This is a genomic window from Rhizobium rhizoryzae (genome assembly GCF_011046895.1).
Classification (GTDB): Bacteria; Pseudomonadota; Alphaproteobacteria; order Rhizobiales; family Rhizobiaceae; genus Neorhizobium; species Neorhizobium rhizoryzae.
In genome coordinates this window covers 1,427,027-1,451,084 of the sequence record NZ_CP049250.1, presented here as the reverse complement: position 1 = coordinate 1,451,084, position 24,058 = coordinate 1,427,027, and the positions used below count along the sequence as shown (strand labels likewise).

Genomic DNA, 24,058 nt, shown 5'->3' with positions numbered 1-24,058 from the left:
GTCATGTCTGTGATCACGACAACGGAATATTGTGGGAAGCCGCAAAGCTTACCAACAGTTCCCGTATCGACGTGTTGGAACGGTGATCGTCCAGCACTTGGTTCAATTGTTCTGCCAGGAGATCGACGTCAAGACCGAGCAGCATGGCCTTGACCGGTCCGATGGACGTCGGCGTCATGGAAACGGAGCGGAAGCCGATTGCCAGCAGCGCCATGGCGGACAAAGGTTTGCCAGCCATTTCACCGCACAGCGTCAGTGGCGTCTTGTTGCGATCCGCCGCCCGCACGATGTCGCGCAGGATCCGCAGGAACGGCTTGCCCAAAATATCGAAGCGATCGGACACACGGGCATTGCCACGATCCGCTGCCATCGAGAACTGGAACAGATCGTTGGAACCGACCGAGACGAAATCCACCTCCGTCATCAATTCGTCCAGCTGCCACATCAGCGCCGGCACTTCGAGCATGGCACCGAACTGCAACTTGCGAGGCAGGCTGTGGCCAAATTTCGAGAGATGCTGGACTTCCTTCTGCATCAGGTCGCGCACCGCCCGGATTTCGGAGACTTCCGTCACCATGGGCAGCATCATCTTGAGCTCTGCGCCAGCAGACGCCCGCAGCAGCGCGCGCAACTGGGTACGCAGAAGACCTGGACGATCGAGCGACAGGCGGATTGCGCGCCATCCCAGAGCCGGATTTTCCTCTTCCTGGGCACGGAAATAGGAAACGACCTTGTCTCCGCCAATGTCCAGCGTCCTGAACGTCACGGGATGACCCGCCGACTGACGCAACACATTGCGGTAGAAGGCTTCCTGCTCTTCCAGCTTCGGCATCTGCGAGGCGATCATGAACTGCAGTTCTGTCCGGAACAGACCGATACCATCGGCGCCCGATTCAGCCAGTTGCGGCAGGTCGACCAGCAGACCTGCATTCATCAGGAGGCTGATCCGCTTGCCGTCACGCGTGACGGGATCCACATCGCGCAGAGCCCTGAACTGCTCCTGGCGCCGCGCCCGCAGACGAACCTTTTCCTCATAGGCCTTCACGAGGTCCGTCACCGGACGCAGATGAACCTGACCCTCATCCCCATCAATGATGACCGAATCGCCGTTTTCCGCCAGCGCCACAACACCGGCGGCCTGACCGATGACTGGAATTCCCATCGCACGGGCAACAATCACCACATGGCTTGTGACGGCTCCATCTTCCAGCACGAGGCCACGCAGATTGGCGCGGGGATAATCCAGAAGCTCGGCGGCGCCCATCGCGCGGGCAAAAACGATTGCATCGCTCGGGAAGCTCTGATCCATGGCCCGGCCGGAAAAGCCGGTGAGCTGCCGCAGCAGACGGTTCGCCAGATCATCGAAATCGTGCATCCGCTCTCGCAGATACGGGTCCGTCAGGCGCATCATCCGCGCCTTGGTGTCACTCTGTACCTTTTCGACAGCTGCTTCCGCCGTCAAACCGTTGCGGATGGCTTCTTCCATCCGTCGAACCCAGCCCTGATCGTGCGCGAACATGCGATAGGTCTCAAGGACCTCGCGGTGCTCGCCCTCTTGCGCCACTTCGCGACGCGACAGCATGTCATCGATGGACAGCCGGAGCGAACCGATGGCTTCCGCAAGACGGCTGATTTCCTTGTCAGCGTCCTCGTTCAGGAGATTGGTAACGACGACGCGCGGCTCATGCAGAACAACATGGCCGAGACCGATACCTTCATTATAACCATCGGCGTCGATGGTGATGGCACGCGTGAGATCCAGCTCCAGACCCGGCTGGGTAATCTTCTTCAGTTCTCCGGTCGCAATCATCTCGGCGATCACCATTGCGGTGGTTTCCATCGCCTCTACCTCGTCTTCGCGGTAGTTGCGCTGCGCCTTGTTCTGAACGACGAGAACGCCCAAAGTGCGACCAGCTCTCAGGATCGGCACACCGAGGAACGAATGGTAGATTTCCTCTCCCGTCTCAGGGAGATAGCGGAATGCTGGATGCGCCTGCGCATCCGAAAGATTGAGTGGTTGGGCAGATGCGGCAATCGTGCCGACAAGACCCTGCCCCATTTTCAATTGGGCAAGGTGAACGGCATCCTTGTTGAGACCTTCGGTAGCATAAAGTTCGAGCACGCCATCCGAACGCAACACATAGACCGAACACACTTCGGCCACCATGTTGCTGGCAATCTGGCGAACGATCCGGTCAAGACGCTCCTGCGGCTCGAGCGGTTCAGCCATCAGTTCCCGCAATCTTTTAAGCAGGACGCGCGGGCCCGCCGACAGGTCTCTCATCGGCATCTGTACTCCCGAATCTCTCATTCACTCTATCCGGAAGATCATGCGCCGCCCATTCGGACGACGCAACCGCGCCGGTTCGATATCAACTCTTATCGAGACCGTAAGCAGAATGCAAAGTGCGAACCGCAAGTTCCGAGTAGGCGCCGTCGATCAGGATCGAGATCTTGATCTCGGATGTGGTGATCGCACGGATGTTGATGCTCTTCTCGGCCAGCGCCTTGAAGGCCGTTGCGGCAACACCAGCATGGCTGCGCATGCCGATACCGACAACGGAAACCTTGCACAGGCCGGTTTCGTTCTGCACGACGTCGAAGCCGATCTTGTCCTTGTTGGAATGCAGAACCTGCATTGCCTTTTCAACGTCACCAAACGGCACGGTGAACGTCATGTCGGTCTTCGAACCGTCTTCGGAAATGTTCTGGACGATCATGTCGACATTGATATGCGCTTCGGCCAGCGGACCAAAGATAGCGGCTGATACGCCGGGACGGTCTGCTACGCGGCGCAACGAAATCTGCGCTTCATCCTTGGCATAGGCGATGCCGGTGACGACTTCCTGTTCCACGATCTCTTCCTCGTCGCAAATCAAAGTGCCGGGCGGATTGATGAGGTCACCCATGCCCGGCGCATCGGGATCCTCGAAACTGGAGCGAACGAAGGTGCGAACCTTGTGCACCATGGCAAGCTCGACAGAGCGAACCTGCAAAACCTTCGCGCCGAGGGAGGCCATTTCCAGCATTTCCTCGAACGAAATCTTCTTCATGCGTCGCGCCTTGGGCACGATGCGCGGATCCGTAGTGTAGACGCCATCGACGTCTGTGTAGATGTCGCAACGGTCAGCCTTAACGGCTGCAGCGATGGCGACGGCCGACGTATCGGATCCACCACGGCCCAGCGTCGCGATGCGATTGTCCGGGCCGAGACCCTGGAAGCCGGCGACCACAGCCACCTGGCCCTCGCCCATGCGGCGGATGATATCGGAACCATCGATATCGAGAATGCGGGCGGCGCCATGCGCATTGTCGGTTCTGATCGGGATCTGCCAACCCTGCCAGGAACGGGCATTGATGCCCATGGATTGCAGCGCAATCGCCAGGAGACCGGACGTCACCTGCTCGCCAGATGCCACGACGGCGTCATATTCGCGCGCATCGTAGAACGGCGAAGAGGCACCGGCCACCTTCGGCGTATCCTGTACCCAGCCTACAAGTTCGTTTGTCTTGCCCGACATTGCGGAGACGACAACGGCCACTTCATGGCCTGCGTCGACTTCGCGTTTTACATGGCGCGCAACGTTGTGGATGCGCTCGAGATTGGCGACCGAGGTGCCGCCGAACTTCATGACAATGCGTGCCATCGCTGATCAAAACCACCTTTGCGCGCCGTTGGGAGCGGGCGCGACTTGAACCCCGTTGGCGCTGGCCTTGGCGGCCAGAGCTTGCGGCGTCGTCTTAGCGAAAAGGTTAGTTAGGCGCAACGGAAAAGCGATTCGTTGCGGAAGGTCGCTCGGATGCGAAAGAAATGGCAAAGCAGGGTTGCGTGGGCCGCCTCTGCGGCAGCCCACGCAGTCTACAATCAGTTGCCCGGAATTTCGCACGGATTGCCCGGCGTGCAACCCCGGAAGCCGCCGCGGAACTGACGACCGGGGTCAGCCTCCTCGACCTGCGGCTGCGGCATCGGACGGGGACGCTCGAACTCGCCCGGGCGGTTTTCGCCCTGACGATTGTCCCAACGCGGATCCCGACGTTCTGGCTCTCGATTATCCCACCGCGGATCGCGACGGTCGCCATTGTCATAGCGGTTACGGTCTTCGTAGCGATACCGATCGCGGTCGCGGTTCCAGTCCGGTTCCGGCCTGCGATCGCTCCAGCCCGGAGGTGGAGGCGGCGGCAGATCACGACGGTAATCCCATCTGCGCCAGCGATCCCGCTCGCGATAGAAGTCGCGATCGCGATAGTAGCGGCCCCAGTAGGTATCCACGTCAAACGTAATGGTTGGAATGCCGAGCGAGCGATAATAGTTCGGCGCAACATAGACGCGGTTCTGACGGAACGTTGCCTGGATATAGTTGCCGGAAACCCAGCCGCGGCCACGTGCAAACGTCACGTCGCACCAGTTGACGGTATTCAGGCAACCATTGATGACGATCGGCGCACCGACCGGGATGACCACCACAGCCGGATAACGCGTGCTGGGTCCGGACCGCATGTTGACATTGGCCGTGGCAAAACCATTGGTCGCGGCGGATGCGACAGCCGGAACCGCACATAGACCCGCGACTGCCAAAGCCTTCAAAATATGACGTCTCACAGGTTTCCTCCTCGGGAAATCTTGTTTTCGCTTGTTCAACGTCCCTTCTGCGCTCACAGAACCATGTTGAATTTGGTTTTTTTAAGTCGTTCGATAACAGAAGAGAATCGAAACGGGCCCACCCCATCGCCAAGAGATGTGCCCGATTAGCCTCTGCGACAAGACGGCAGGCTTGACAAGTGAGCCGCTCCAACCGACTTGACGTACAATCAAGGATCAAGGAGCCGAACAATGTCCGATACCGCGACCACAATTGATCAAGGTGAAGTGGATCGTTTCTCCGCCATGGCGGCAGAATGGTGGAATCCCACCGGCAAGTTCAAGCCGCTCCACAAGTTCAATCCGGTACGATTGAGCTATATTCGCGATCGGGTCTGCGAAAACTTTGGCCGCGATCCCAAAAGCAGCCGTCCCTTCGAAGGTCTCCGCTTTCTGGATATCGGTTGCGGCGGCGGTCTCCTGTCAGAGCCGATGGCCCGGATGGGCGCAACCGTCGTCGGAGCAGATCCTTCCGAGAAAAACGTCCGGATCGCCCAGACGCATGCAGCCGAAAGCGGGGTTTCCGTCGATTACCGTGCGGTAACCGCCGAGCAACTTGCCGAAGCGGGCGAAAGCTTCGATGTCGTGCTCAACATGGAAGTCGTCGAGCATGTTGCGGATGTGAACCTGTTCATCAGCACCTGCGCTTCCATGGTGCGTCCAGGCGGGCTGATGTTCATCGCCACCATCAACCGCACCTTCAAGGCCAATGCGCTGGCGATCTTCGCCGCGGAAAACATCCTCCGTTGGCTGCCCAAGGGTACACATTCCTACGACAAGCTGGTCAAGCCGGAAGAAATCGAACGTCCCCTCACCGCCAGCGGCATGGATGTCATTCATCGCACCGGCGTGTTCTACAATGTTCTTCAGGACCGTTGGAATCTGTCGAGGGACATGGATGTGAACTATATGCTGCTCACCAAGCGGCCGCCTTCTGCCTGAAGGATCAGTTGGCATCCTCCGGCAGCACCGGAAGCGGCGCGACCTCGATCCCCTCGTCAATGAGCTCGCGCACCTCGTTCAGGCTCGCCTGACCGATGATACCGCGCTGCTCCGTCTCGCCGTAATGGATTTTCCGCGCCTCTTCGGGGAACCGCTCGCCCACATCTTCAGCGGAGGAGCGAATGGTCTGAACCGCCTCGCGCAGCTTCGCAATCGCCTCCTGCCGCGCAATATCCATGGCAACCTGCTGCCGTTGTTCCTGTTTGCGGGCGGTGGAAACAGATGGAGCCATCAACGCCTTGTAGACGGACGCGGAATTGCAGACCGGGCACGTTAGAAAACCGCTTTCCACCTGCTGATCGAAATCGGAACTCGAAGAGAACCAACCCTCGAAGGAGTGGGCGTTGTCGCAGACAAGGGTGTAGCGGATCACACTGCGATCCTCTCCGCCGTGAGACCTACCTCCTCGAGCGAAAAGTCTCTTGCATTGCGTAGGTTGGGAATCTTGCGCCGTGCTGCAGCCACCTCGCCCACATCTACATCCGCAACCAGAACCGCTTCGCCTTCGCCGGGCGCTTCGGCCAGCACGCGCCCCCATGGATCGATGATCATCGAATGGCCATAGGTTTCGCGACCGTCTTCATGCTTGCCGCCCTGGGCAGCGGCCAGCAGGAAGGCGCCGTTTTCGATCGCGCGGGCACGCAGGAGAATTTCCCAATGCGCCTCACCCGTCTGGCGGGTGAAAGCGGCGGGAACAGTCAGAATTTCGGCACCGGCCAGGGCTTCGCTGCGGAACAATTGCGGAAAGCGCACGTCATAGCAGATTGCGAAACCGAGCTTCCCGAAGGGAAGTGATGCGACGCGCGCCGCCTCACCTGCTTCATAGGCAGAGCTTTCCCGCCAGCTTTCACCATTGTCCAGATCGACATCGAACATATGGATCTTGTCATAGGCACAGACTTTGGCACCATCCGGTGCTGCCAGAAAACCACGATTGGCGATCTTGCCGTCCGGGCGGCCGATGGCCGTCGAACCGACATGAACATGGACGCCCAGTTCCTTTGCCAGCGACCGCGCACGGGAGATGATAAGATCACTTTCCTCATCGCGAAGGCTGGCGCGCAAGGCAGCACGATCGCGTTGCAGCGCTCCTGTCATCTCCGGTGTCTGGATATAGACGGCACCCTGGTCAGCCGCATCTCGAACAAGTCGCTCCATGGCGTCGGCATTTCGACCGACATCAACGCCTGAGCACATCTGAACCACAGCAAGCTTTGCCATGTCATTCAACCTCACGCCGCCAGAAGCGGATCCAGCTTGCCATCGCGATCCAGCGCGTGGATATCGTCGCAACCGCCAACATGCTGACCATTGATGAAAATCTGCGGAAAGGTCGTCCGGCCATTGGCCTTGCCGATCATCTCCTGGCGCAATTCCTGGGAGAAGGTAGCGTCATGCTCGACGAAATCGACGCCCTTCGACTGGAGAAGCGACTTCGCCCGCGCGCAGTAGCCGCACATCTGGCGCGTATAGATGACAACTTCAGCCATATCCTCATTCCCCTTATCGAGCACGTCCATATTGACTGTCATATAGGCTCAGGAACAGCCATTGCAAAGCTCAAAACCGTGATATCGACTGCACCTGCACGCCGCAAAACCCGCGATGCCGCCGAAATTGTCGCACCCGTTGTATAGACGTCATCCACCAGCACGACGCGCTTTCCAAAGACATCGTTTTCATGGCCCTTCGCCATCCTGAAAGCGGCGCGGAGATTTTCCTCGCGACCGGACGCTGTCAGGCCGACCTGGCGGCGGGTCCGCTTTCGCCGGATGAGGGATGCCGCCATCATGGGACGATCGGAAAGGCGCGCCAGATGACGACATAGCTCCTCCGCCTGGTTGAACCGGCGCGAGAAGAGCCGCGTCCAGTGCAAGGGAACCGGAATGATGATGTCGCAGGCCTGTAATTCGCTCTGGGCGGCGCGCATCATCCAGGCGGCCAGCATGGGAGCAAGCTCCGTCCTGTCCTTGTACTTGAGAGAATGGACGAGACGTCGCGCCGGGCCTTCATGCAAGGCCACGCTTCTGAGGCGATCAAAGGGAGGCGGGTCGGCAATGGCCTGCGCTGACACCATGCCCTCTCCGTCATCCCGTCGAAATGGAATGCCAAGCACTTCGCAATAGGGACGTTCGATGAAACGCATGTCGCGCCAGCAATTGGGGCACAGCGCATAATGTCGCCTGGTCCGGATACCGCAGGCAGCACAGGCTGGCGGATAGATCGCGTCGAGAACGGGGCGGACCAGAACCGTCGCCCATCGCTTTACAAAATTCCTGTCGTGTCCGGGCAAAACAAAGCCCATATGAACAGATCTCCAGAAATGCTCTATCGAATTGTTTTTATGCAGTCCGGACGTAAACCGCTGACTCACTTTGACTGGACGTGCTTTGGAGAGACACTCAAACGGCATTGATAGAAAAGACAAACGAATTCAAATGAAGACGCTATCTATCATGCTGAACCCCAACGCGATAGAAGACGTATGCCGCGCGGACCTTCGACATTATCGGGTAAGTATCATCATGGACATTCTCTTCGATCTGGATCTGGTCACCGCGCGACGGGAGCGCGCCGCACGCATGTTACAGCCCGGCAGTGACTTCCTGCTGAACATCGTGGCGCAAGAACTGGCGGAAAGAGTGTCCGTGGTGGAGCGACAGTTTGACGACGCCGTGGAATTGCATGGCGCCACAGGTCTTGCTGCAGCGCATGCCCTGGCGACTGGGCGCATCGGAAAGCTGACCAGGATAGAGACCGGCAGCGCGTTCGCAACACCTGAGAGCACAACCGAGCTTGCGGGTCTCGAAGAGGTGCCGCTTGAGGACCAATCGGTCAACCTCATTCTCTCTCCGCTCTCGCTTCATGTGACCAATGATACGCCCGGCATGCTCATCCGCATGCGCCGCGCCCTGAGGCCCGACGGCCTGCTGCTGGCAGCCATTCCCGGCGCGGGAACCCTGCAGGAACTGCGCGAGGTATTGCTGGCCGCGGAGGCCGAGATCTACGCAGGCGCCAGCCCACGCGTCATTCCGTTTGCGGATGTGCGCGATATTGGCGGACTGCTGCAGCGGGCGGGCTTTGCGCTTCCGGTGATAGACGCGGAAAACTACACTGTTCGTTACGACACGATCTTCGATCTCATGCGGGATCTGCGTGCCATGGGCATGACGAATCCGCTCAGGGGACGCAGCCGCAAACCTGTCTCACGTCAGTTCTTCATGCGAGCCGCGCAAATCTATGCGGAGCGGTTTTCCGATGCGGACGGCCGCATACGCGCAACGTTCTCCATCGTTTATGTGTCTGGATGGGCGCCGCATGAAAGCCAGCAGAAACCGCTGAAACCCGGCTCCGCCAAAATGCGCCTCGCCGACGCACTGAAACCCAAATAGGCTGGAAGATCTCGGTCGACGAACCGTCAAACTTTGATGAGATCATTGATGGTTGTAAACATTGCGCTGAGATTGTCTGAAAAGGCGCCGATCCCAAGAATGAGCGCTCCTCCGATGATACCGGCAATAAGCCCATATTCGACGGCTGTTGCGCCTTCTGTGTGACGGAGACATCTTAGAATCCAGTACAATCCACTCTCCGTCAACACCGCATTGATTGTCGGTCACAGCGCTGGGCTTACTCCATTTGCAACCGCTTGCGCCAGGATATTAGCCCTGGCCAGTTAACAGGGGGTGGACGCGCCGTAACCTTGAACGATGCAGACGGAGCCAGGTGTATCCTGCAGAACGCTCTTGCGGATGGTATAATGTTTGACGCCACGGTCTGCGGGTTTGTCCGCTGGCTTTACTGATCCGGTCGTAATCAGATCGAAATCCTGCTGAACGTTGGCCAATCGTTTGCTGTCCTGCCGATTGGCAAGCATGGGAGTCACGATGAGCGACAGGGCGATGGCAGCCGTACCAAATAGGAGTGCTATATTCAGAACGCCGGTTCTACCGGTTCTGCCCGATCTGATCGAAGCCCGTTGCTGAGCACGGACCGTCTTCCAGAATTCGTCATCCATCGGAGCCTCGTCAATTTAGTTCAATAGCGCCTTATCTTGTATCGATCCCTTAAAGGATCTGTTAACGCGCGACTGATCTTATGCGTGAGCGCACCATGTCTGTGGATAACTGAATCCCTGTCATATTCTTTTTTGAGATCAGAGTAGATCCTGCAGAAAAGGAATGAGCGGCTCATCCGCGGGCGGCATGGGATAGTCGCGAAGATTGGCCGGACGCACCCATTTAATGGCCTGTCCTTCTTTCCCAACGGGAATTCCTTCAAACCGCCGGCACACATAGAGCGGCATCAGCAAGTGGAAATCCTCGTATGTGTGGCTGGCAAAGGTCAGCGGCGCCAGGCACGGCACCTTGGTGGCAATACCGAGTTCCTCGTGAAGTTCGCGCACGAGCGTTTCCTCCGGGGTCTCGCCGGGCTCGACCTTGCCGCCAGGAAATTCCCAGAGACCCGCAAGGTTCTTTCCTTCCGGCCTTTGCGCCAGAAGGATGCGGCCGTCTGTGTCCACAAGGGCGCAGGCAGCAACCAGGAGCAGACGGCGACCTGGAGAGATCATACAGTCGAATCCTTCTGTCGCCAGTAACGGTAATGATAGGCATTGCGGAAGCCGAACTTGCGATACAACGCGATGGCTGCAGCATTGTCGGCATGAACCTGCAGCCAACTGCTTCTTGCGCCACTGATTCGTGCCCATCGAAGCGCAGCGGACAGCATTTCGGTACCGATCCCCTGACGACGGCGCCCTTCGAGCACGGCAAAGGAGAGGATACCCGCAAGATCATTGTCCTGCACGCAAAGTGCCGCCGCAAGCGGGCCATCCGTTGCATGCTCGGAGGTGAAGAACCCCGTCGCAGGACGGATCGCGGTCAGGATCTCGGCGAGCGCAGGCTTCAGAGAGAGATCATCCCCCTGAACGGCAAGAAGTACGTCGATGAAGCGGCCCACATCATGGCTCGGAATATGGTCGAGCGTATCCGGCAGCTCCAGAACAGTCAGGTCAGCCGTCATCACCTGAACGGTCTCGAATGGCTCCCAGCCGGATTGCGCCAACCGTCCAAGCAGAGGCTGGGGTGCCAATGGCGTTTCACGAACCACAAGCGGGCGACCGTAATGCTCGAAGCGCTTCCGGGCCTTTTCGATCCGCACTTCGGCATCATGATAGTCCGACGGGTCGAGCGGCACGACACAGTTGAGCCGTTTGGAGGGATGTCCGCCCGTCAGACGCACCTGCCAGCTGCCATCATAGACCACGGAGGCCGCTGGCCAGGCCCGGAAGCCCACAGCTTCCAGACGGCGCACGAGCGGCAGGTTGCCGTGGAAGGATGTCGCCTGCATCAATCGATCAGCTCCGGTAATCGCCATTGATCGCGACATATTCCTTGGTCAGGTCGCAGGTCCAGACCGTCGCCGTACCATTCCCGAGACCGATATCGGCGCGGATCGAGATGTCTTCCTGCTGCATGACGGCAGTCGTCGCGGCTTCGGAATAGTCCGGATCGCGCTCACCGTTGACAGCTACCCGGATATCGCCGAACCAGATCGCCAGCCGATCACGGTCCGCCATTTCTCCGGACTTGCCGACAGCCATTACAACGCGGCCCCAATTGGCGTCCTCACCGGCAACCGCGGTCTTGACCAGAGGGGAGTTGGCGATGGATAGGGCGATACGCTTTGCAGCTGCATCACTCTCGGCACCGGTCACCGTGACGGCCACCATCTTGCGGGCGCCTTCACCATCGCGCACGACCTGAAGTGCCAGATCCTTGAGGAGGTCGTTCAGCGCATTGCGGAAGGAAACGAGGCGCGGATCATCCGCCTTCTCGACCTTCTTCTGGCCGTCTTCACCCGCCTTGCCTGTTGCAAACAGAAGAAGCGTATCGGATGTGGAGGTGTCGCTGTCGACGGTCACGGAATTGAATGTGGGGCCAACGCCCTCGGACAAGAGCGCCTGAAGGGCGGCGGGCGCGATGTCCGCGTCGGTCACGACGAAGGACAGCATCGTGGCCATGTCCGGCGCAATCATTCCGGCGCCCTTGGCAATACCGTTGATCACGACTGGAACGCCGTCGATTTCGGCGGTACGCGTGGCAACCTTCGGATAGGTATCGGTGGTCATGATGGCTTTGGCCGCTTCCAGCCAGAAGTCACCGACCGCAGATCCATCCATGTCACCCAGTACACCAGCGAATTTCGTGGCATCCAGAGGTTCGCCGATAACGCCGGTCGAAGCCAGGTAGACCTCGTTCGTCTGGCAACCCACCGCCTTTGAGGCTGAGTCTGCCGTCAGCTCGGTCGCGGCTTTGCCCTTCACGCCCGTGAAGGCATTGGCATTGCCGGAATTGACGACGACTGCGCGCGCTACGCCATGGGGCAGGTTCGTGCGGCAGAAATCAACCGGAGCGGACGGGCATTTCGACCGGGTAAACACACCCGCAACAGAAGCGGGCTCATCGAATACCATCAGCAGAACATCGGTCCTGTTCTTGTACTTGATACCAGCGGCGGCTGTTGCCATCCGCACGCCGCGCACAGTCGGCATCTCTGGATAGGTTTTGGGAGCGAGGGGAGAAACAGCTGACGACATGGCTCAGTTTCCAGACAAGGATTGGCTTCCGGACAAGAAAAGGCCCGCCAAAGCGGGCCGGTGCAGGCTTGTTAAGAGCTATTACTCGCTCTTGGTCAGTTCGTCATAGCCCTTGCGCAGATTTTCGTCCACGATTTCCACCTTCTGGGCCTTCTTGGCTTCATCGATGATGGACGAATACTTTTCCTGCATCACGATCTGGCGAACCTGCGGCTCAACCTGGTCGAAAGCTGGCGGCTGGGCATTGCGCTTATCCTCGACCTTGATGACGTGATAGCCGAACTGCGACTTCACCGGGGTCTTGGTATAGCTTCCCTTTGGAAGCGAGAAGGCTGCCTCTTCGAATTCAGGAACCATGCGGCCCTTGGTGAAGTAGCCAAGATCGCCACCGTCGGACTTGCTGGAATCTTCAGACTTGGCCTTGGCCAGTTCGATGAAGTCCTTGCCGGCATCAAGCTGCTTGATGATGTCCTTGGCTTCGTCTTCGGTCTTCACCAGGATATGACGTGCGTGAACTTCTTCTTCCTTCGGCATCGCTGCGATTTCCTTGTCGTAGCGTGCCTTGACCTCTTCCGGCTTCAGCTTGTCGAACTGATCGCGCAGATAGGCATTGTGCAGTTCGCGTTCCTTGAGGAACACCATGCGTTGCTTGAAATCATCGCTGTTCTGGATTCCGGCATCTTCAGCCTTCTTGGCCACCAGCTTGATATCGATGACCTGCGAAAGCGCCGCGACGGTCTTCTGTTCGTCCGGCAGCTGCTGATACTGCGCGCTCAGATTTGCGATTGCCGTATCGAGGTCGGACTTGCGAATTTCCACCGAACCCACTTTCGCAACGACAGGGTTGTCCTGCGCAGCGAGAGGCGAGTGGAACGTGAACGCTGCGGCCAGGGTCGCCGCTGCGACGAATTTGGAGCGAAACATAAGGTAGGACCTTTCAAGTAAAGCACCGGTTTCAGTCTGCCCGATTCCGGCCATGGCACCTTCAGAAACACCGGATTGTGGCCATTCTGTATCGGCCAGAACCGTTGACATCATTCAACCCCCCTCTTATCTGTCACGCTACTTCGCGTCTAGAACAGTTTCCGGGCGGGTACTGTAATTTGTCTGTGAAAATTTCATCGACTGAAGCAGTAACCAGGAGCGCTCGGCAGCCTGATGCCAAATCGATTCAGAAAGGACCATGTGCATGGTCAGCCTTGGTGCGATTGCACGCAAATTTTTCGGCTCCGCCAACGATCGCCGCGTGCGCGGCTATCGTTCGAGCGTGGAAGCCATCAGCGCCCTTGAAGAGAAGATGAAGGCGCTGACCGACGAGCAGCTTGCAGCAAAGTCGGTTGAATTCCGGCAGGAGCTGGCAAACGGCAAGACGGTCGAAGACATTCTTGTCCCCGCTTTCGCTGTGGTTCGCGAAGCAGCGCGCCGTGTGCTCGGCATGCGACCCTTCGATGTACAGTTGACCGGCGGCATGATCCTGAACCAGGGCGCAATCGCAGAAATGAAGACCGGCGAAGGCAAGACGCTTGTCGCGACGCTTCCGGTCTATCTTAATGCGCTGACAGGGCGTGGTGTCCACGTCGTGACCGTCAACGACTATCTCGCCAGCCGCGACGCGGGCATCATGAGCCGCCTCTACGGCTTCCTGGGATTGACGACGGGCGTTATCGTCCACGGTCTCGATGACGACCAGCGCCGCGCGGCCTACGCCTGCGACATTACCTACGCGACGAACAACGAACTCGGTTTCGATTATCTGCGCGACAACATGAAGTATGATCGCGGCCAGATGGTTCAGCGCGGCCACTACTTCGCGATCGTCGACGAAGTGGACTCGATCCTCGTCGATGAAGCGCGCACGCCGCTCATCATTTCCGGTCCGCTGGACGACCGCTCCGAACTCTACAACACGATCGACAGCTTCATCCCGGCCCTGACACCGGAAGATTACGAGATCGACGAAAAGCAGCGCTCCGCCAATTTCTCCGAAGTCGGCACGGAAAAACTCGAGAACCTGCTGCGTCAGGCGGGCCTTCTGAAGGGCGAGTCGCTCTACGACGTCGAGAACGTTGCGATCGTTCACCACATCAACAATGCGCTGAAGGCACACAAGCTCTTCCAGCGCGACAAGGATTACATCGTCCGCAACGATGAGATCGTCATCATCGACGAATTCACCGGCCGCATGATGCCCGGTCGCCGTTATTCCGAAGGCCAGCACCAGGCGCTCGAAGCCAAGGAAAAGGTGCAGATCCAGCCGGAAAACCAGACCCTGGCGTCCATTACCTTCCAGAACTATTTCCGGATGTATGAAAAGCTGGCCGGCATGACCGGTACGGCTGCAACGGAAGCGGAAGAGTTTTCCAACATCTATGGTCTGGATGTCGTGGAAGTTCCGACCAACCTCCCGATCCAGCGTATCGATGAAAGCGACGAGGTCTACCGGACCGCGGAAGAGAAGTTCAAGGCGATCATCGAAGAGATCAAGGCTGCCCATGAAAAGGGCCAGCCGGTTCTGGTGGGTACGACCTCCATCGAAAAGTCGGAACTTCTGGCGGCCATGCTCAAGCAGGCGGGCTTCGAGAAGTTCAACGTCCTGAACGCCCGTTATCACGAGCAGGAAGCCTACATCGTCAGTCAGGCTGGCGTTCCCGGCGCTGTCACGATCGCCACCAACATGGCCGGTCGCGGTACCGACATCCAGCTTGGCGGCAATATCGACATGCGCCTCGAGCGCGAACTGGACGGCATGGAGCCGGGTCCGGAGCGCGACGCGAAGGAAGCGGCCATCCGCGCCGAGGTCAAGCAGTTGAAGGAAAAGGCACTCGCCGCAGGCGGGCTCTACGTCCTGGCAACCGAGCGCCATGAAAGCCGGCGTATCGACAACCAGCTGCGCGGCCGCTCCGGTCGTCAGGGTGACCCGGGTCGTTCCAAGTTCTATCTGTCGCTTCAGGATGACCTGATGCGCATTTTCGGCTCGGATCGCATGGACAGCATGCTTCAGAAGCTGGGGCTCAAGGACGGCGAAGCCATCGTCCATCCGTGGATCAACAAGGCTCTGGAGCGCGCGCAGAAGAAGGTCGAAGCCCGCAACTTCGATATTCGCAAGAACCTGCTGAAGTATGATGACGTGACGAATGATCAGCGCAAGGTGATCTTCGAACAGCGTATCGAACTGATGGACGCGACGGACCTCACGGAAACCGTCACCGACATGCGTCATGAAGTGATCGAGATCCTGGTCACCAAGCATATTCCAGAGCGGGCATACGCCGAGCAGTGGGATGCGGTCGGCTTGAAGGAAGCGGTTCTGCAACAGCTGAACCTCGATCTGCCTATCCAAGACTGGGTGCTGGAAGAAGGCATCGCGGAAGACGATATCCGCGAACGCATCACAGCGGCTGCAGACGCTGCGGCCAAGGATCGTGCCGAGCGTTTCGGCGCCGAAATCATGACCTATGTCGAGCGGTCCGTTCTGCTCCAGACGCTCGATCATCTGTGGCGCGAGCATATCGTCAATCTGGACCATCTGCGGTCTGTCGTCGGCTTCCGAGGCTACGCCCAGCGTGACCCCTTGCAGGAATACAAGGCGGAAGCCTTCGAACTCTTCCAGGCGCTCCTGGCGAACCTGCGCGAGGGTGTAACGGCGCAGCTGATGCGTGTTGAACTGATGCGTGACGAACCGGAGGCACCTCAGCCACCGCCGGTCATGCAGGTTCATCATCTCGACGCGACGACCGGTGAGGACGAGTTTGGCCAGAACGGCGGCGGCTTCATGGCTGTGGCTGCTCCGGAAGACCGTGACCCCAATGACCCGCAGACCTGGGGACGCGTTGGTCGCAACGAACCCTGCCCTTGCGGTTCCGGCAAGAAATACAAGCATTGCCATGGCGCGTTCGAGCAGGCCTGATACGCAAAACTAAATCGAATGAGCAATATCTGAAAGGCTCCGGTTTCCGGGGCCTTTTTGCATGGCACGGCCTGAAGTAACGTCTGCAAGGGTGATGCACACGAAAGATGTGCCACGATCAGTGTGTTTTTACGAAACAGAATCACGCTTCCTTAACCGTGCACGGCGCAGAATTGGCATATATAATTGCTGCGCCAAGAGTATTGCGTTTTTCATGACAGTGATCGAAACAGCAGAGCGGCTTTTGCCGCTTGGCCTGAAGAACCGGCTGACGCCTTTGCTGCGTCGGCTGGAACCGATCCTGCGTGACGATAGTGAAACGGCGCGCGCCCAGCGTATGGCCCTGATTGCCTTTGCCATCCGCATCATCAGCGCAGCGATCGCCTTCCTCTCCCAGATCATTCTGGCCCGCCTGATGGGCGAATTCGAATACGGCATCTTTGCCTTCGTCTGGGTTCTGGTTGTCGTCTTCGGCAATCTGTCCTGCCTCGGCTTTCATACGGCCGTCATCCGCTTCCTGCCACAGCATCAGAACCGCGGCGAAAGCGAACTGGTGCGCGGCCTGAACTGGACGGCACGCATCGTCGCCATGCTTTCGGCCACGACGCTTGCCGTATCCGGCCTCGTATTCATGACAGTCTTCGACAGTCTCGTACCGGATTACTGGTTGATACCGGTCTTCCTGGGTCTGTTCACGCTGCCGATGATCGCGCTGGGTGACGTGCTGGACGGAACGGCCCGCGCGAACGGCTGGGCCGTCACCGCACTCAGCCCCACCTATATCATCCGTCCATTGCTGATCCTGTTTCTCATGCTTGTGGCCGTGTGGAGCGGTCAGCCGCAGTCCGCTCGAACGGCGATGGAGGCCGCCCTTGCTGCGACCTACATCACCACATTGTTCCAGTTCATCCGGATGACCTACCGTCTGCGTCGCCAGCTCGGCAGGGGCGCACTTTCGTTTGCGCTGATGCCTTGGTTTCGCTTCTCGCTGCCATTGTTCCTCGTCGATGGCATCGGCTTCCTGTTGACCAATGCGGATGTCGTCGTCGTCGGCTTCTTCCTGCCGCCGGATCAGGTCGCCGTCTATTACGCCGCCGCAAAGACCATCGCCCTTGTTCAGTTTGTCTACTTCTCCGTCAAGGCAGCGGCAGCACCGCGCTTTGCCGGCATACTTGCAGAACACGATCAATCATCGCTGGCGCAATTTGCAGCACAGGCAGCCCGCTGGTCCTTCTGGCCGGCTCTGGTGGTCGGCCTTTCCGTTCTGGCGATGGGAGAAATCCTTCTCGGCCTTTTCGGTCCCGCCTTCACCAGCGGCTACCCACTGATGGTCATCTTGTTGGCTGGCATCCTTGCCAAGGCACTCGTCGGCCCGGGCGAAGTTCTCCTGAACATGGCTGGACGCCAGTCTCTCTGCGTTGCCATCTATGCCGTGGTGCTCGCTTTCGCGGTGACGGTAAACATCATTATCGTTCCGCGTTTCGGCCTCTACGGTGCTGCCTCGGCGACTGCAAGCGCCATGATGCTGGAGGCAGTCCTCCTCCATATAGCTGTGCGCAAAAAGCTCGGGATCATCCTGTTCGCCTTCGCCCGCGCGGTGAAAAACCCAAATACGGAAGGAGCATCCCATGGTTGAGCTTCCGCCCCGCGGTCCTTTTCGTCTTGATCTGGACGTCACGCCTCAAAAGCCGAAGCTGTCCATTCCCGAAGCTCCGATCAAGGCATCGGTCGGCAGACCGGGACGGACCTTGTCCATCTATCCGGCATCGATGGGCTATGATCTGCAGGAGGAGTTGGATTTCCTGTCAAACCGCGCCATGGAGCCGAATGTCTTCTTTACGGGACGCATGCTGGCGCCCGCCATGCCGCGCGTGGAGGATCGTCAGGTCCAGTTCGCCCTGATCCGCGATGACAACAACAATCGCAGCCGTATGCGGCTGCTGATGCCCTTCTCGCAGGAGAAGCCAGGCTTTTCGCTGGGTGCTTCCATTATCCGGGCATGGGCGAACCCGTTCGGTCCATTGGGAACACCTTTGCTCGATGCAGAGGATGCGGCTGAAACCCTCGACAATCTGCTCGATGCACTGAGCCAGAAGCAGTTGCGCCTGCCTGACGTCCTCGTCCTTCCAGACCTGCGGCTCAATGGTCGCTTCGCGCAGTTGATGCGCGCGGTCGCGGTAGCGCGAAACCTGCCGGTCAGCATCACCAACACGTTCCAGCGCCCTTTCCTGCAGAGCACGGAAGATCCAGAACTCTATCTGCGCCGAGCAATCTCATCCCACCATCTGCGGGAAATGCGCCGACAGTGGCGGCATCTGGAGCGGTTGGGAACCGTGACCTATGACGTTGCCCGTCAGCCCGACGACATCCGCCGGCGAACGGAGGAGTTTCTGGCGCTGGAAGGCAAGGGCTGGAAGGGACGCAAACGTTCGGCCCTGATCAATGACCGTTTCCGCGCAGCCTTCGCCCGGGAGGCGATCGGTAACCTGTCGGACATCGACGCTGTGCGTATTCACACGGTCAACCTGAACGGCCGCGCGATTGCCTCGCTCGTCGTCTTTGTCATGGCTGGAGAAGCCTATACTTGGAAGACTGCCTATGATGAGAACTTTGCCGCTTACTCGCCGGGCAAACTTCTCATGATGAAATTGACCGAATGGCATCTGGACGACCTCAACATCCAGCGTAGCGATTCCTGTGCCGTACCGGATCATCCCATCATGAGCCGCTTCTGGACGGAGCGGGAAGAGATGGGAAGTCTGGTAATCGGCCTGAGGGAAAACAGCGACCGCGATGTGCGCCAGGTCGCCGCACAACTTCATCTCTATCGAAACACGCGAAACATGGCGCGAATCCTGCGCGAGAAAATCCTCGGACTTGCCGGTCGGGACGGGTAGGAAAAGTTATCGCTAGCGATACATGCTCCACCCGCCACTCGGCGAGCCAGAGTCTCAAAAATCATTGAAAAACGAAAACAAAGACCTGCAACAGGTTCGATGGTGCCCCGTGCCGGAATCGAACCAGCACTCCTCTCGGAACCTGATTTTGAGTCAGGCGCGTCTACCAATTCCGCCAACGGGGCATCGAAACAGGTGATTTGCGTCTAGCATAGCCAAAAGGCACGGCGCAAGCCGTTGCCGGAATGTTTCCGTCTTGATTTGCGAGAAAGTCACTCACGATCTTTTGCCGTCTTTCGGATGTCCCTGCGGCACCAGAAACATTTACAGCGGCTCTCGACTTGCCTATCAGAACCTCAGCCTTTCCATCCGGAGCTTTTCCATGTCCGCCACCCAATCTCCAGATCTTCGCCGCAGCCTGATGGGCCACTCCCTTGCCCTGGCTATCGGCATGGCGGCAACGGTTGGCACCGCGCTTGGCTTCCAGCACCTTGGCGGATACATTCCCTGCGCGCTCTGCCTGCTGCAGCGCGAACCCTACTACTGGGCCATTCCAGTCGCGCTCGGAGCGCTTGCCACCGCTGTATTTCGCCTTCCTGCCAATGTAACGCGAGGCCTCCTGGGTATTGTCGTGATCATGATGCTGGTGGGTGCGGGCATGGGTATCTATCACTCAGGCGTCGAGTGGGGCTTCTGGGCGGGACCGGCAACCTGCTCCACCACCGCCAACGGGCTAACCACCAATGCCGGAAATCTGTTGAGTGACCTGAACTCGGTTCATGGCCCCTCCTGCACGGAAGCAGCCCTGCGCGTTCTGGGTCTTTCTTTTGCAGGCTGGAATGTCATAGCCAGCATTGCGCTTGCAGCGATCGGCATCCGCGCCATCGTGAAAAAGGCCTAATCCAGGTCAGCCGACGTTACGGCTGAAGCTCGGAATCCCAGTAGAGGTAATCCATCCAGCTTTCGTGCAGGTAGTTTGGCGGGAAAAGTCGCCCGTTATTGTGGAGATCCTGCACGGTGGGGGGATAGGGCTTCTGGGCCGGGAACATGCCTGCCTGCTTTGGAAGTTTGCTACCCTTGCGCAAGTTGCAGGGTGAGCAGGCGGCCACGACATTTTCCCAGGTTGTTTCCCCGCCATGGGCCCGGGGTATCACGTGATCGAAAGTAAGGTCTTCGCGCGAGCCACAGTATTGGCATTCGAATTTGTCGCGAAGGAAGACGTTGAAGCGGGTAAAGGCCGGATTTCGTGTTGGCTGAATGTAGGTCTTGAGACTGACGACACTCGGTAATCGCATCGAGAAGGTGGGAGAGGAAACCGAGTGGTCGTATTCGGCTATGATATTCACACGGTCAAGGAAGACTGCCTTGATCGCGTCCTGCCAGGACCAGAGCGACAAGGGGTAATAACTCAGAGGCCGGTAGTCAGCGTTCAATACGAGCGCCGGCAGGGCCTGCGGGGAGACTGCTATCGTCAACGAACGCTCCTCACCGATTCGGCTTGTGTCTATTCTATATTAGGTCCGTTGTTACAGGAATGTGAAGCCCTTTTGATGTCGCAGGGTCAGATTCGCGAATCAGTTGATAGGGATAGCGTTTCGGCCCATACACGTCGCGTAATAGGCCCAGAACAGCAGTGCCGCGACGGCGCGATAGGGTTTCCACCGGGTGGCAATGCTCTCCACCTCTGCGATAGATGGTCGCACCTCGTGGCCCAGAGCATTGCCAAGTGCATGGCCGACGGCTGCACGCAGCGCCACGTCACCCGCCGGAAACACATCGCGCTCGCCCAGACAGAACATCAGATAGACCTCTGCCGTCCACCGCCCAATGCCCTTCAGCGCCGTCAGCTTACCGATCGCCTCGGCCGCTGAAAGCCCGGTCAGGCCATCGAGGTCGAGATCTCCATTGATGATTGCCCGCGCTGCACCTTCAAGCGTCGAGGCTTTCGCACGCGAAAGCCCGAAGCTCGCCACGAGTTCAGGCGAGCAGGCAAGATAGCCTGTGGCCGAATGCGCGCCCTTGTCCACCATGCGCGCCCAGATCGCATTGGCGGCGGTTTTTGAAATCATCTGCGAAACGATGATGTATGCCAATCCCTCAAAGCCGGGTTCATGCAGCCGAAGCGGCACCGGACCAGCCGCGGCAATAACGGGCGCCAGAAGGGGATCGATCTCCACAAGACGGGCAAGACCCTCGTCGATGTCGGCTTCGTTTCGTATCAAATTCATCGTCAGTCTCATCGTTTTCTGTCACAAGGAAGCATGTCTGCGCCTGATCCTCATTCCGTTTTTCGTTTTGCACCTAGCCCGAATGGCCCGCTGCATCTGGGCCATGCCCTCTCGGCATTGCTGAACCGGCAGATCGCGCAATCCTGCGGCGGACGCGTTTTGTTGCGTATCGAAGATATCGACCAGACCCGCTGCCGACCGGAGCTTGAGCAAGCCATTTACGATGATCTTCGGTGGATCGGCTTCGAATGGGAAGAGCCGGTACGGCGCCAGACCGAACACATAGCCTCCTACGAAGCCGCTCTGCGAAAGCTGGAGGATCGTGGCCTTATCTATCCTGCCTTCATGACGCGCGGGGAGGTCAAGGCTCGCGTTGCGGCGGCAGAAGCGCGAGGCGAAGTCTGGCCGCGAGACCCGGATGGCGCACCGCACTACCCGGCGGACGACAGAGCCCGAAGCGCGTCCGAACGCGCCGATCTGATGAAGCGCCATCCCCGCTTTGCCTACCGGCTGGATATGGCGCGGGCGCTGAACGAGTTCTTGGCGCCGCTTGTCTGGCAGGAAACAGGCGATGGCCAGACCGGCACCATCCCGGCCGATCCATCGCAGTGGGGGGATGTTATCCTGTCACGCTCGGATGCGCCCTCCAGCTACCACCTTTCCGTGGTGGTCGACGATGCGGCGCAGGGCGTGACCCATGTCGTTCGAGGCCTGGATCTGTACCATGCCACATCCGTGCACCGACTGCTGCAGGAATTGCTCGGTCTGCCGCAGCTGGTCTATCATCACCACAGGCTTGTACTTGGGGAGGATGGCCGAAAGCTTTCCAAAAGTGCACAGGCAACCGGCCTTGGCAGCCTACGCCAGGCGGGGTTTTCACCGGCGGATATCCGCCGTCTTGTGGGCTTCGTCGAACCGGGGCTCGTTCAAGTCTGAAGCAATGACCTTCTGATAGTCCCGGGCGTGTTTCAGCGTCGAGTAGACGCGGTACTTCATCAGGGCTGCATTCACTTCAGCACCCAGCATGAAGATGACGCCGACCATATAGAGGAAAACGAGAACGATCATCACGGAGGCGAGACCGGCATAGGTCGCCGCATAATTGGCGAATGTCGAGAGATAGGACGCGAACACGAAGGCGAACCCGGTCCAGCACATCAGTGTCAGCAGGATACCGGGCAGAATGTCGATCACCCGGCGGCTGCCGGCGGGCAGAAACTTGTGACACACGATCAAGCCGAGGAAGAGCACGATGACCGTACCGAGCACGCCAAAATTCGAGATGGCCGCTAGCTCGTCCTGAAGCCACGGAAACCGCGTTCCTGCCACGCGTATGGCAATCGGTATCGCGACGAGTACGATGCTGATCGCGGCGAAGATGACGACGGCCACGATGACATAGCCAAGGCTGGTCAGACGCGTCACATACCAGGGTCGGCTTTCCGCAACCCGGTAGGCACGGTTCAGGGAGATCCGCAGCGCCTCGACACCGTTAGAGGCGAAATAGGCGGCGGCAAGAACGGAGATCGTCAGCAAACCGCCGCGCGGAATGTCGAGCACGCGTTTGATTTCCGCCGCCAGCGGCTCGGCAATATCGGACGGCCAGGTATCGAACAGCAGATGAACAGCGGTTACGGAGAACGTATTCGCGCCCAGAAATCCGGCAAGCGCCGTGCCGAAAATCAGGAATGGAAACAGCGCAAGCAAACCCGACAGGGCCACATGGCTTGCCATGGCCCATCCGTCATCGTCGTTGAAATGGCAATAGGCATCATAGAACACCTTGAAGGCAAGGCGATGCCACCGGATCTTCGCCGTTTCTTCTGCCAAGGGGAACTCCGTTGTCACTGCAGGCAAAATATGGGAAACGCGAAGGAAAATGTAAGGGAGAAACAATGCCGGAGCGCAAAAGCATCATCATTACTGGATGTTCTTCCGGCATTGGCGCCTTTTGCGCCCGCGCCCTGAAACAGGAAGGTTGGCGGGTTTTCGCCACCGTCAGAAATCCTGTCCACCTTGCCGCCCTCGAAGCCGATGGCATCGAGGCATTGCTCATGGATTACACGGACCCGAAATCCATTTCTGCGATGGTGGCAGAGGTCGTGCGCCGAACCGGCGGCACCATTGATGCGCTTTTTAACAACGGCGCCTATGGCCAGCCCGGCGCCGTAGAGGACCTGACAACAGATGTGCTGCGGCTGCAGTTTGAAACCAATGTCTTCGGCTGGCATGAACTGACACGGCAGGTCATTCCTTATATGCGAGCGCAAGGGTTTGGCCGCATCGTTCAGTGTTCATCAATTCTCGGCCTTGTCCCTTTCCGGTATCGTGGAGCCTACAACGCCTCGAAGCACGCCATCGAGGGCTTGAGCGTCACATTGCGCATGGAACTGGATGGGAGTGGCATCTTCGTGAGCCTTATCGAGCCGGGACCAATCGAGTCGCGCTTCACCGCCAATGCGCTTGCCGCCGTTCAGGCCCACATCGATGTGGAAAATTCCGCTCACGCGGAGGAATACAAGCGCCAGCTTGCGCGGCTGGATGGGTCTGGCCCGGTGAACAAGCACAAGCTGGGCCCGGATGCCGTGCATGAGGTGCTGCGGCATGCCTTGACCGCCCCTCGTCCAAAGCCACATTACATCGTAACGAAGCCTGCGAAGAAGGGCGTTCTGGCCAAGCGCCTGCTGCCTGCAGATCTGCTGTACCGGCTTCTTCGTAGGATGGACTGACAAAGGCAATTCCAGGCAAGACCTTAAACCGGTCTTGCTCCCGCGATTGCCCGAAGAC

At 58.7% G+C, this 24,058-nt stretch carries 24 protein-coding genes and 1 tRNA gene; 8 read left to right on the top strand and 17 right to left on the bottom strand.

Annotated elements, in window-relative coordinates; genetic code table 11:
- Positions 1–13: 13 nt before the first annotated feature.
- The 3 genes from ptsP to G6N80_RS13045 all read right to left on the bottom strand — a co-directional run bounded on the left by ptsP (position 14) and on the right by G6N80_RS13045 (position 4,600).
- On the bottom strand, positions 14–2,284 hold the full coding sequence (gene ptsP, locus G6N80_RS13055; protein ID WP_062556274.1) for a phosphoenolpyruvate--protein phosphotransferase: 2,271 nt from the start codon (positions 2,282–2,284) through the stop codon (positions 14–16).
- An 88-nt stretch (positions 2,285–2,372) separates the two neighbouring features.
- Positions 2,373–3,647, bottom strand: a complete 1,275-nt coding sequence (locus G6N80_RS13050) for an aspartate kinase (protein ID WP_062556004.1) — start codon at positions 3,645–3,647, stop codon at positions 2,373–2,375.
- Between the two features lie 218 nt (positions 3,648–3,865).
- The gene (locus G6N80_RS13045; protein WP_165134332.1) at positions 3,866–4,600 is read right to left on the bottom strand and encodes an SH3 domain-containing protein; all 735 of its coding nucleotides are present in this window, start codon (positions 4,598–4,600) and stop codon (positions 3,866–3,868) included.
- Between the two features lie 231 nt (positions 4,601–4,831).
- On the opposite strand from G6N80_RS13045, the gene ubiG reads away from it, so the two are divergent.
- Entirely contained in the window at positions 4,832–5,581 is a 750-nt protein-coding gene (gene ubiG, locus G6N80_RS13040) for a bifunctional 2-polyprenyl-6-hydroxyphenol methylase/3-demethylubiquinol 3-O-methyltransferase UbiG (RefSeq protein ID WP_062556005.1), read from the top strand.
- 4 nt (positions 5,582–5,585) lie between these two features.
- Here the strand turns inward: ubiG and G6N80_RS13035 are convergent, their stop codons facing one another.
- Genes G6N80_RS13035 through G6N80_RS13020 form a run of 4 tightly spaced genes read right to left on the bottom strand, consistent with a single transcriptional unit; the run spans position 5,586 to position 7,946 of the window.
- Positions 5,586–6,014: a DUF1178 family protein gene (locus G6N80_RS13035; RefSeq protein ID WP_062556006.1), complete on the bottom strand. Its 429-nt coding sequence runs from the start codon at positions 6,012–6,014 to the stop codon at positions 5,586–5,588.
- Positions 6,011–6,862, bottom strand: a complete 852-nt coding sequence (locus G6N80_RS13030; protein ID WP_062556007.1) for a carbon-nitrogen hydrolase family protein — start codon at positions 6,860–6,862, stop codon at positions 6,011–6,013. The genes G6N80_RS13035 and G6N80_RS13030 overlap by 4 nt, the downstream gene beginning before the upstream one ends.
- Before the next feature lie 11 nt (positions 6,863–6,873).
- Complete coding sequence (gene grxC / locus G6N80_RS13025; RefSeq protein ID WP_062556275.1) at positions 6,874–7,131, bottom strand: glutaredoxin 3; 258 nt, start codon at positions 7,129–7,131, stop codon at positions 6,874–6,876.
- 38 nt (positions 7,132–7,169) lie between these two features.
- A complete protein-coding gene (locus G6N80_RS13020; RefSeq protein ID WP_165134329.1) occupies positions 7,170–7,946 on the bottom strand; it encodes a ComF family protein in 777 nt (258 codons plus the stop codon).
- Between the two features lie 220 nt (positions 7,947–8,166).
- On the opposite strand from G6N80_RS13020, the gene G6N80_RS13015 reads away from it, so the two are divergent.
- A complete protein-coding gene (locus G6N80_RS13015) occupies positions 8,167–9,033 on the top strand; it encodes a methyltransferase domain-containing protein (protein WP_165137064.1) in 867 nt (288 codons plus the stop codon).
- A gap of 26 nt (positions 9,034–9,059) precedes the next feature.
- Here G6N80_RS13015 and G6N80_RS13010 read toward each other — a convergent pair whose 3' ends face one another.
- The 6 genes from G6N80_RS13010 to G6N80_RS12985 form a co-directional block, all read right to left on the bottom strand.
- Positions 9,060–9,242 (bottom strand): Flp family type IVb pilin, encoded by a 183-nt coding sequence (locus G6N80_RS13010; RefSeq protein WP_156379291.1) that lies wholly within the window; start codon positions 9,240–9,242, stop codon positions 9,060–9,062.
- A 75-nt stretch (positions 9,243–9,317) separates the two neighbouring features.
- Positions 9,318–9,659 (bottom strand): hypothetical protein, encoded by a 342-nt coding sequence (locus tag G6N80_RS13005; protein WP_062556009.1) that lies wholly within the window; start codon positions 9,657–9,659, stop codon positions 9,318–9,320.
- Between the two features lie 138 nt (positions 9,660–9,797).
- Positions 9,798–10,211, bottom strand: a complete 414-nt coding sequence (gene mutT / locus G6N80_RS13000; RefSeq protein ID WP_165134323.1) for an 8-oxo-dGTP diphosphatase MutT — start codon at positions 10,209–10,211, stop codon at positions 9,798–9,800.
- Entirely contained in the window at positions 10,208–11,017 is an 810-nt protein-coding gene (locus tag G6N80_RS12995) for a GNAT family N-acetyltransferase (RefSeq protein WP_062556011.1), read from the bottom strand. Before G6N80_RS12995 ends, mutT begins: the two co-directional genes overlap by 4 nt.
- Positions 10,998–12,239 carry a bifunctional glutamate N-acetyltransferase/amino-acid acetyltransferase ArgJ gene (gene argJ / locus G6N80_RS12990; RefSeq protein ID WP_165134320.1) on the bottom strand — a complete coding sequence of 414 codons (1,242 nt, stop codon included), beginning with the start codon at positions 12,237–12,239 and terminating at the stop codon, positions 10,998–11,000. Before argJ ends, G6N80_RS12995 begins: the two co-directional genes overlap by 20 nt.
- A gap of 81 nt (positions 12,240–12,320) precedes the next feature.
- Positions 12,321–13,163, bottom strand: coding sequence for a peptidylprolyl isomerase (locus G6N80_RS12985; RefSeq protein WP_062556277.1), 843 nt, complete (start codon positions 13,161–13,163; stop codon positions 12,321–12,323).
- Between the two features lie 265 nt (positions 13,164–13,428).
- On the opposite strand from G6N80_RS12985, the gene secA reads away from it, so the two are divergent.
- From secA to G6N80_RS12970, 3 genes are all read left to right on the top strand, one after another.
- Positions 13,429–16,146, top strand: coding sequence for a preprotein translocase subunit SecA (gene secA, locus G6N80_RS12980; protein ID WP_062556278.1), 2,718 nt, complete (start codon positions 13,429–13,431; stop codon positions 16,144–16,146).
- A gap of 214 nt (positions 16,147–16,360) precedes the next feature.
- A complete protein-coding gene (locus tag G6N80_RS12975) occupies positions 16,361–17,782 on the top strand; it encodes a lipopolysaccharide biosynthesis protein (protein ID WP_165134317.1) in 1,422 nt (473 codons plus the stop codon).
- Positions 17,775–19,043, top strand: a complete 1,269-nt coding sequence (locus tag G6N80_RS12970) for a GNAT family N-acetyltransferase (RefSeq protein ID WP_082547276.1) — start codon at positions 17,775–17,777, stop codon at positions 19,041–19,043. Before G6N80_RS12975 ends, G6N80_RS12970 begins: the two co-directional genes overlap by 8 nt.
- A gap of 100 nt (positions 19,044–19,143) precedes the next feature.
- On the opposite strand, the gene G6N80_RS12965 is transcribed toward G6N80_RS12970, so the two are convergent.
- A tRNA-Leu gene (locus G6N80_RS12965) sits at positions 19,144–19,228 on the bottom strand.
- A gap of 197 nt (positions 19,229–19,425) precedes the next feature.
- Here G6N80_RS12965 and G6N80_RS12960 point away from each other — a divergent pair.
- On the top strand, positions 19,426–19,944 hold the full coding sequence (locus G6N80_RS12960; protein ID WP_062556014.1) for a disulfide bond formation protein B: 519 nt from the start codon (positions 19,426–19,428) through the stop codon (positions 19,942–19,944).
- A 16-nt stretch (positions 19,945–19,960) separates the two neighbouring features.
- On the opposite strand, the gene G6N80_RS12955 is transcribed toward G6N80_RS12960, so the two are convergent.
- Together G6N80_RS12955 and G6N80_RS12950 are read right to left on the bottom strand one after the other, a co-directional pair.
- Positions 19,961–20,518 (bottom strand): HNH endonuclease, encoded by a 558-nt coding sequence (locus G6N80_RS12955; RefSeq protein ID WP_062556015.1) that lies wholly within the window; start codon positions 20,516–20,518, stop codon positions 19,961–19,963.
- 99 nt (positions 20,519–20,617) lie between these two features.
- On the bottom strand, positions 20,618–21,271 hold the full coding sequence (locus tag G6N80_RS12950) for a DNA-3-methyladenine glycosylase family protein (protein ID WP_062556016.1): 654 nt from the start codon (positions 21,269–21,271) through the stop codon (positions 20,618–20,620).
- A gap of 33 nt (positions 21,272–21,304) precedes the next feature.
- On the opposite strand from G6N80_RS12950, the gene gluQRS reads away from it, so the two are divergent.
- Complete coding sequence (gluQRS, locus tag G6N80_RS12945) at positions 21,305–22,207, top strand: tRNA glutamyl-Q(34) synthetase GluQRS (protein WP_165134314.1); 903 nt, start codon at positions 21,305–21,307, stop codon at positions 22,205–22,207.
- Here the strand turns inward: gluQRS and G6N80_RS12940 are convergent.
- Positions 22,148–23,080, bottom strand: coding sequence for a YihY/virulence factor BrkB family protein (locus G6N80_RS12940; RefSeq protein ID WP_376748647.1), 933 nt, complete (start codon positions 23,078–23,080; stop codon positions 22,148–22,150). The two genes, gluQRS and G6N80_RS12940, sit on opposite strands and share 60 nt — an antisense overlap.
- Before the next feature lie 86 nt (positions 23,081–23,166).
- Between G6N80_RS12940 and G6N80_RS12935 the strand changes: the two genes are divergently transcribed.
- The gene (locus tag G6N80_RS12935) at positions 23,167–24,000 is read left to right on the top strand and encodes an SDR family oxidoreductase (protein ID WP_165134311.1); all 834 of its coding nucleotides are present in this window, start codon (positions 23,167–23,169) and stop codon (positions 23,998–24,000) included.
- The last annotated feature ends 58 nt before the right edge of the window (positions 24,001–24,058 follow it).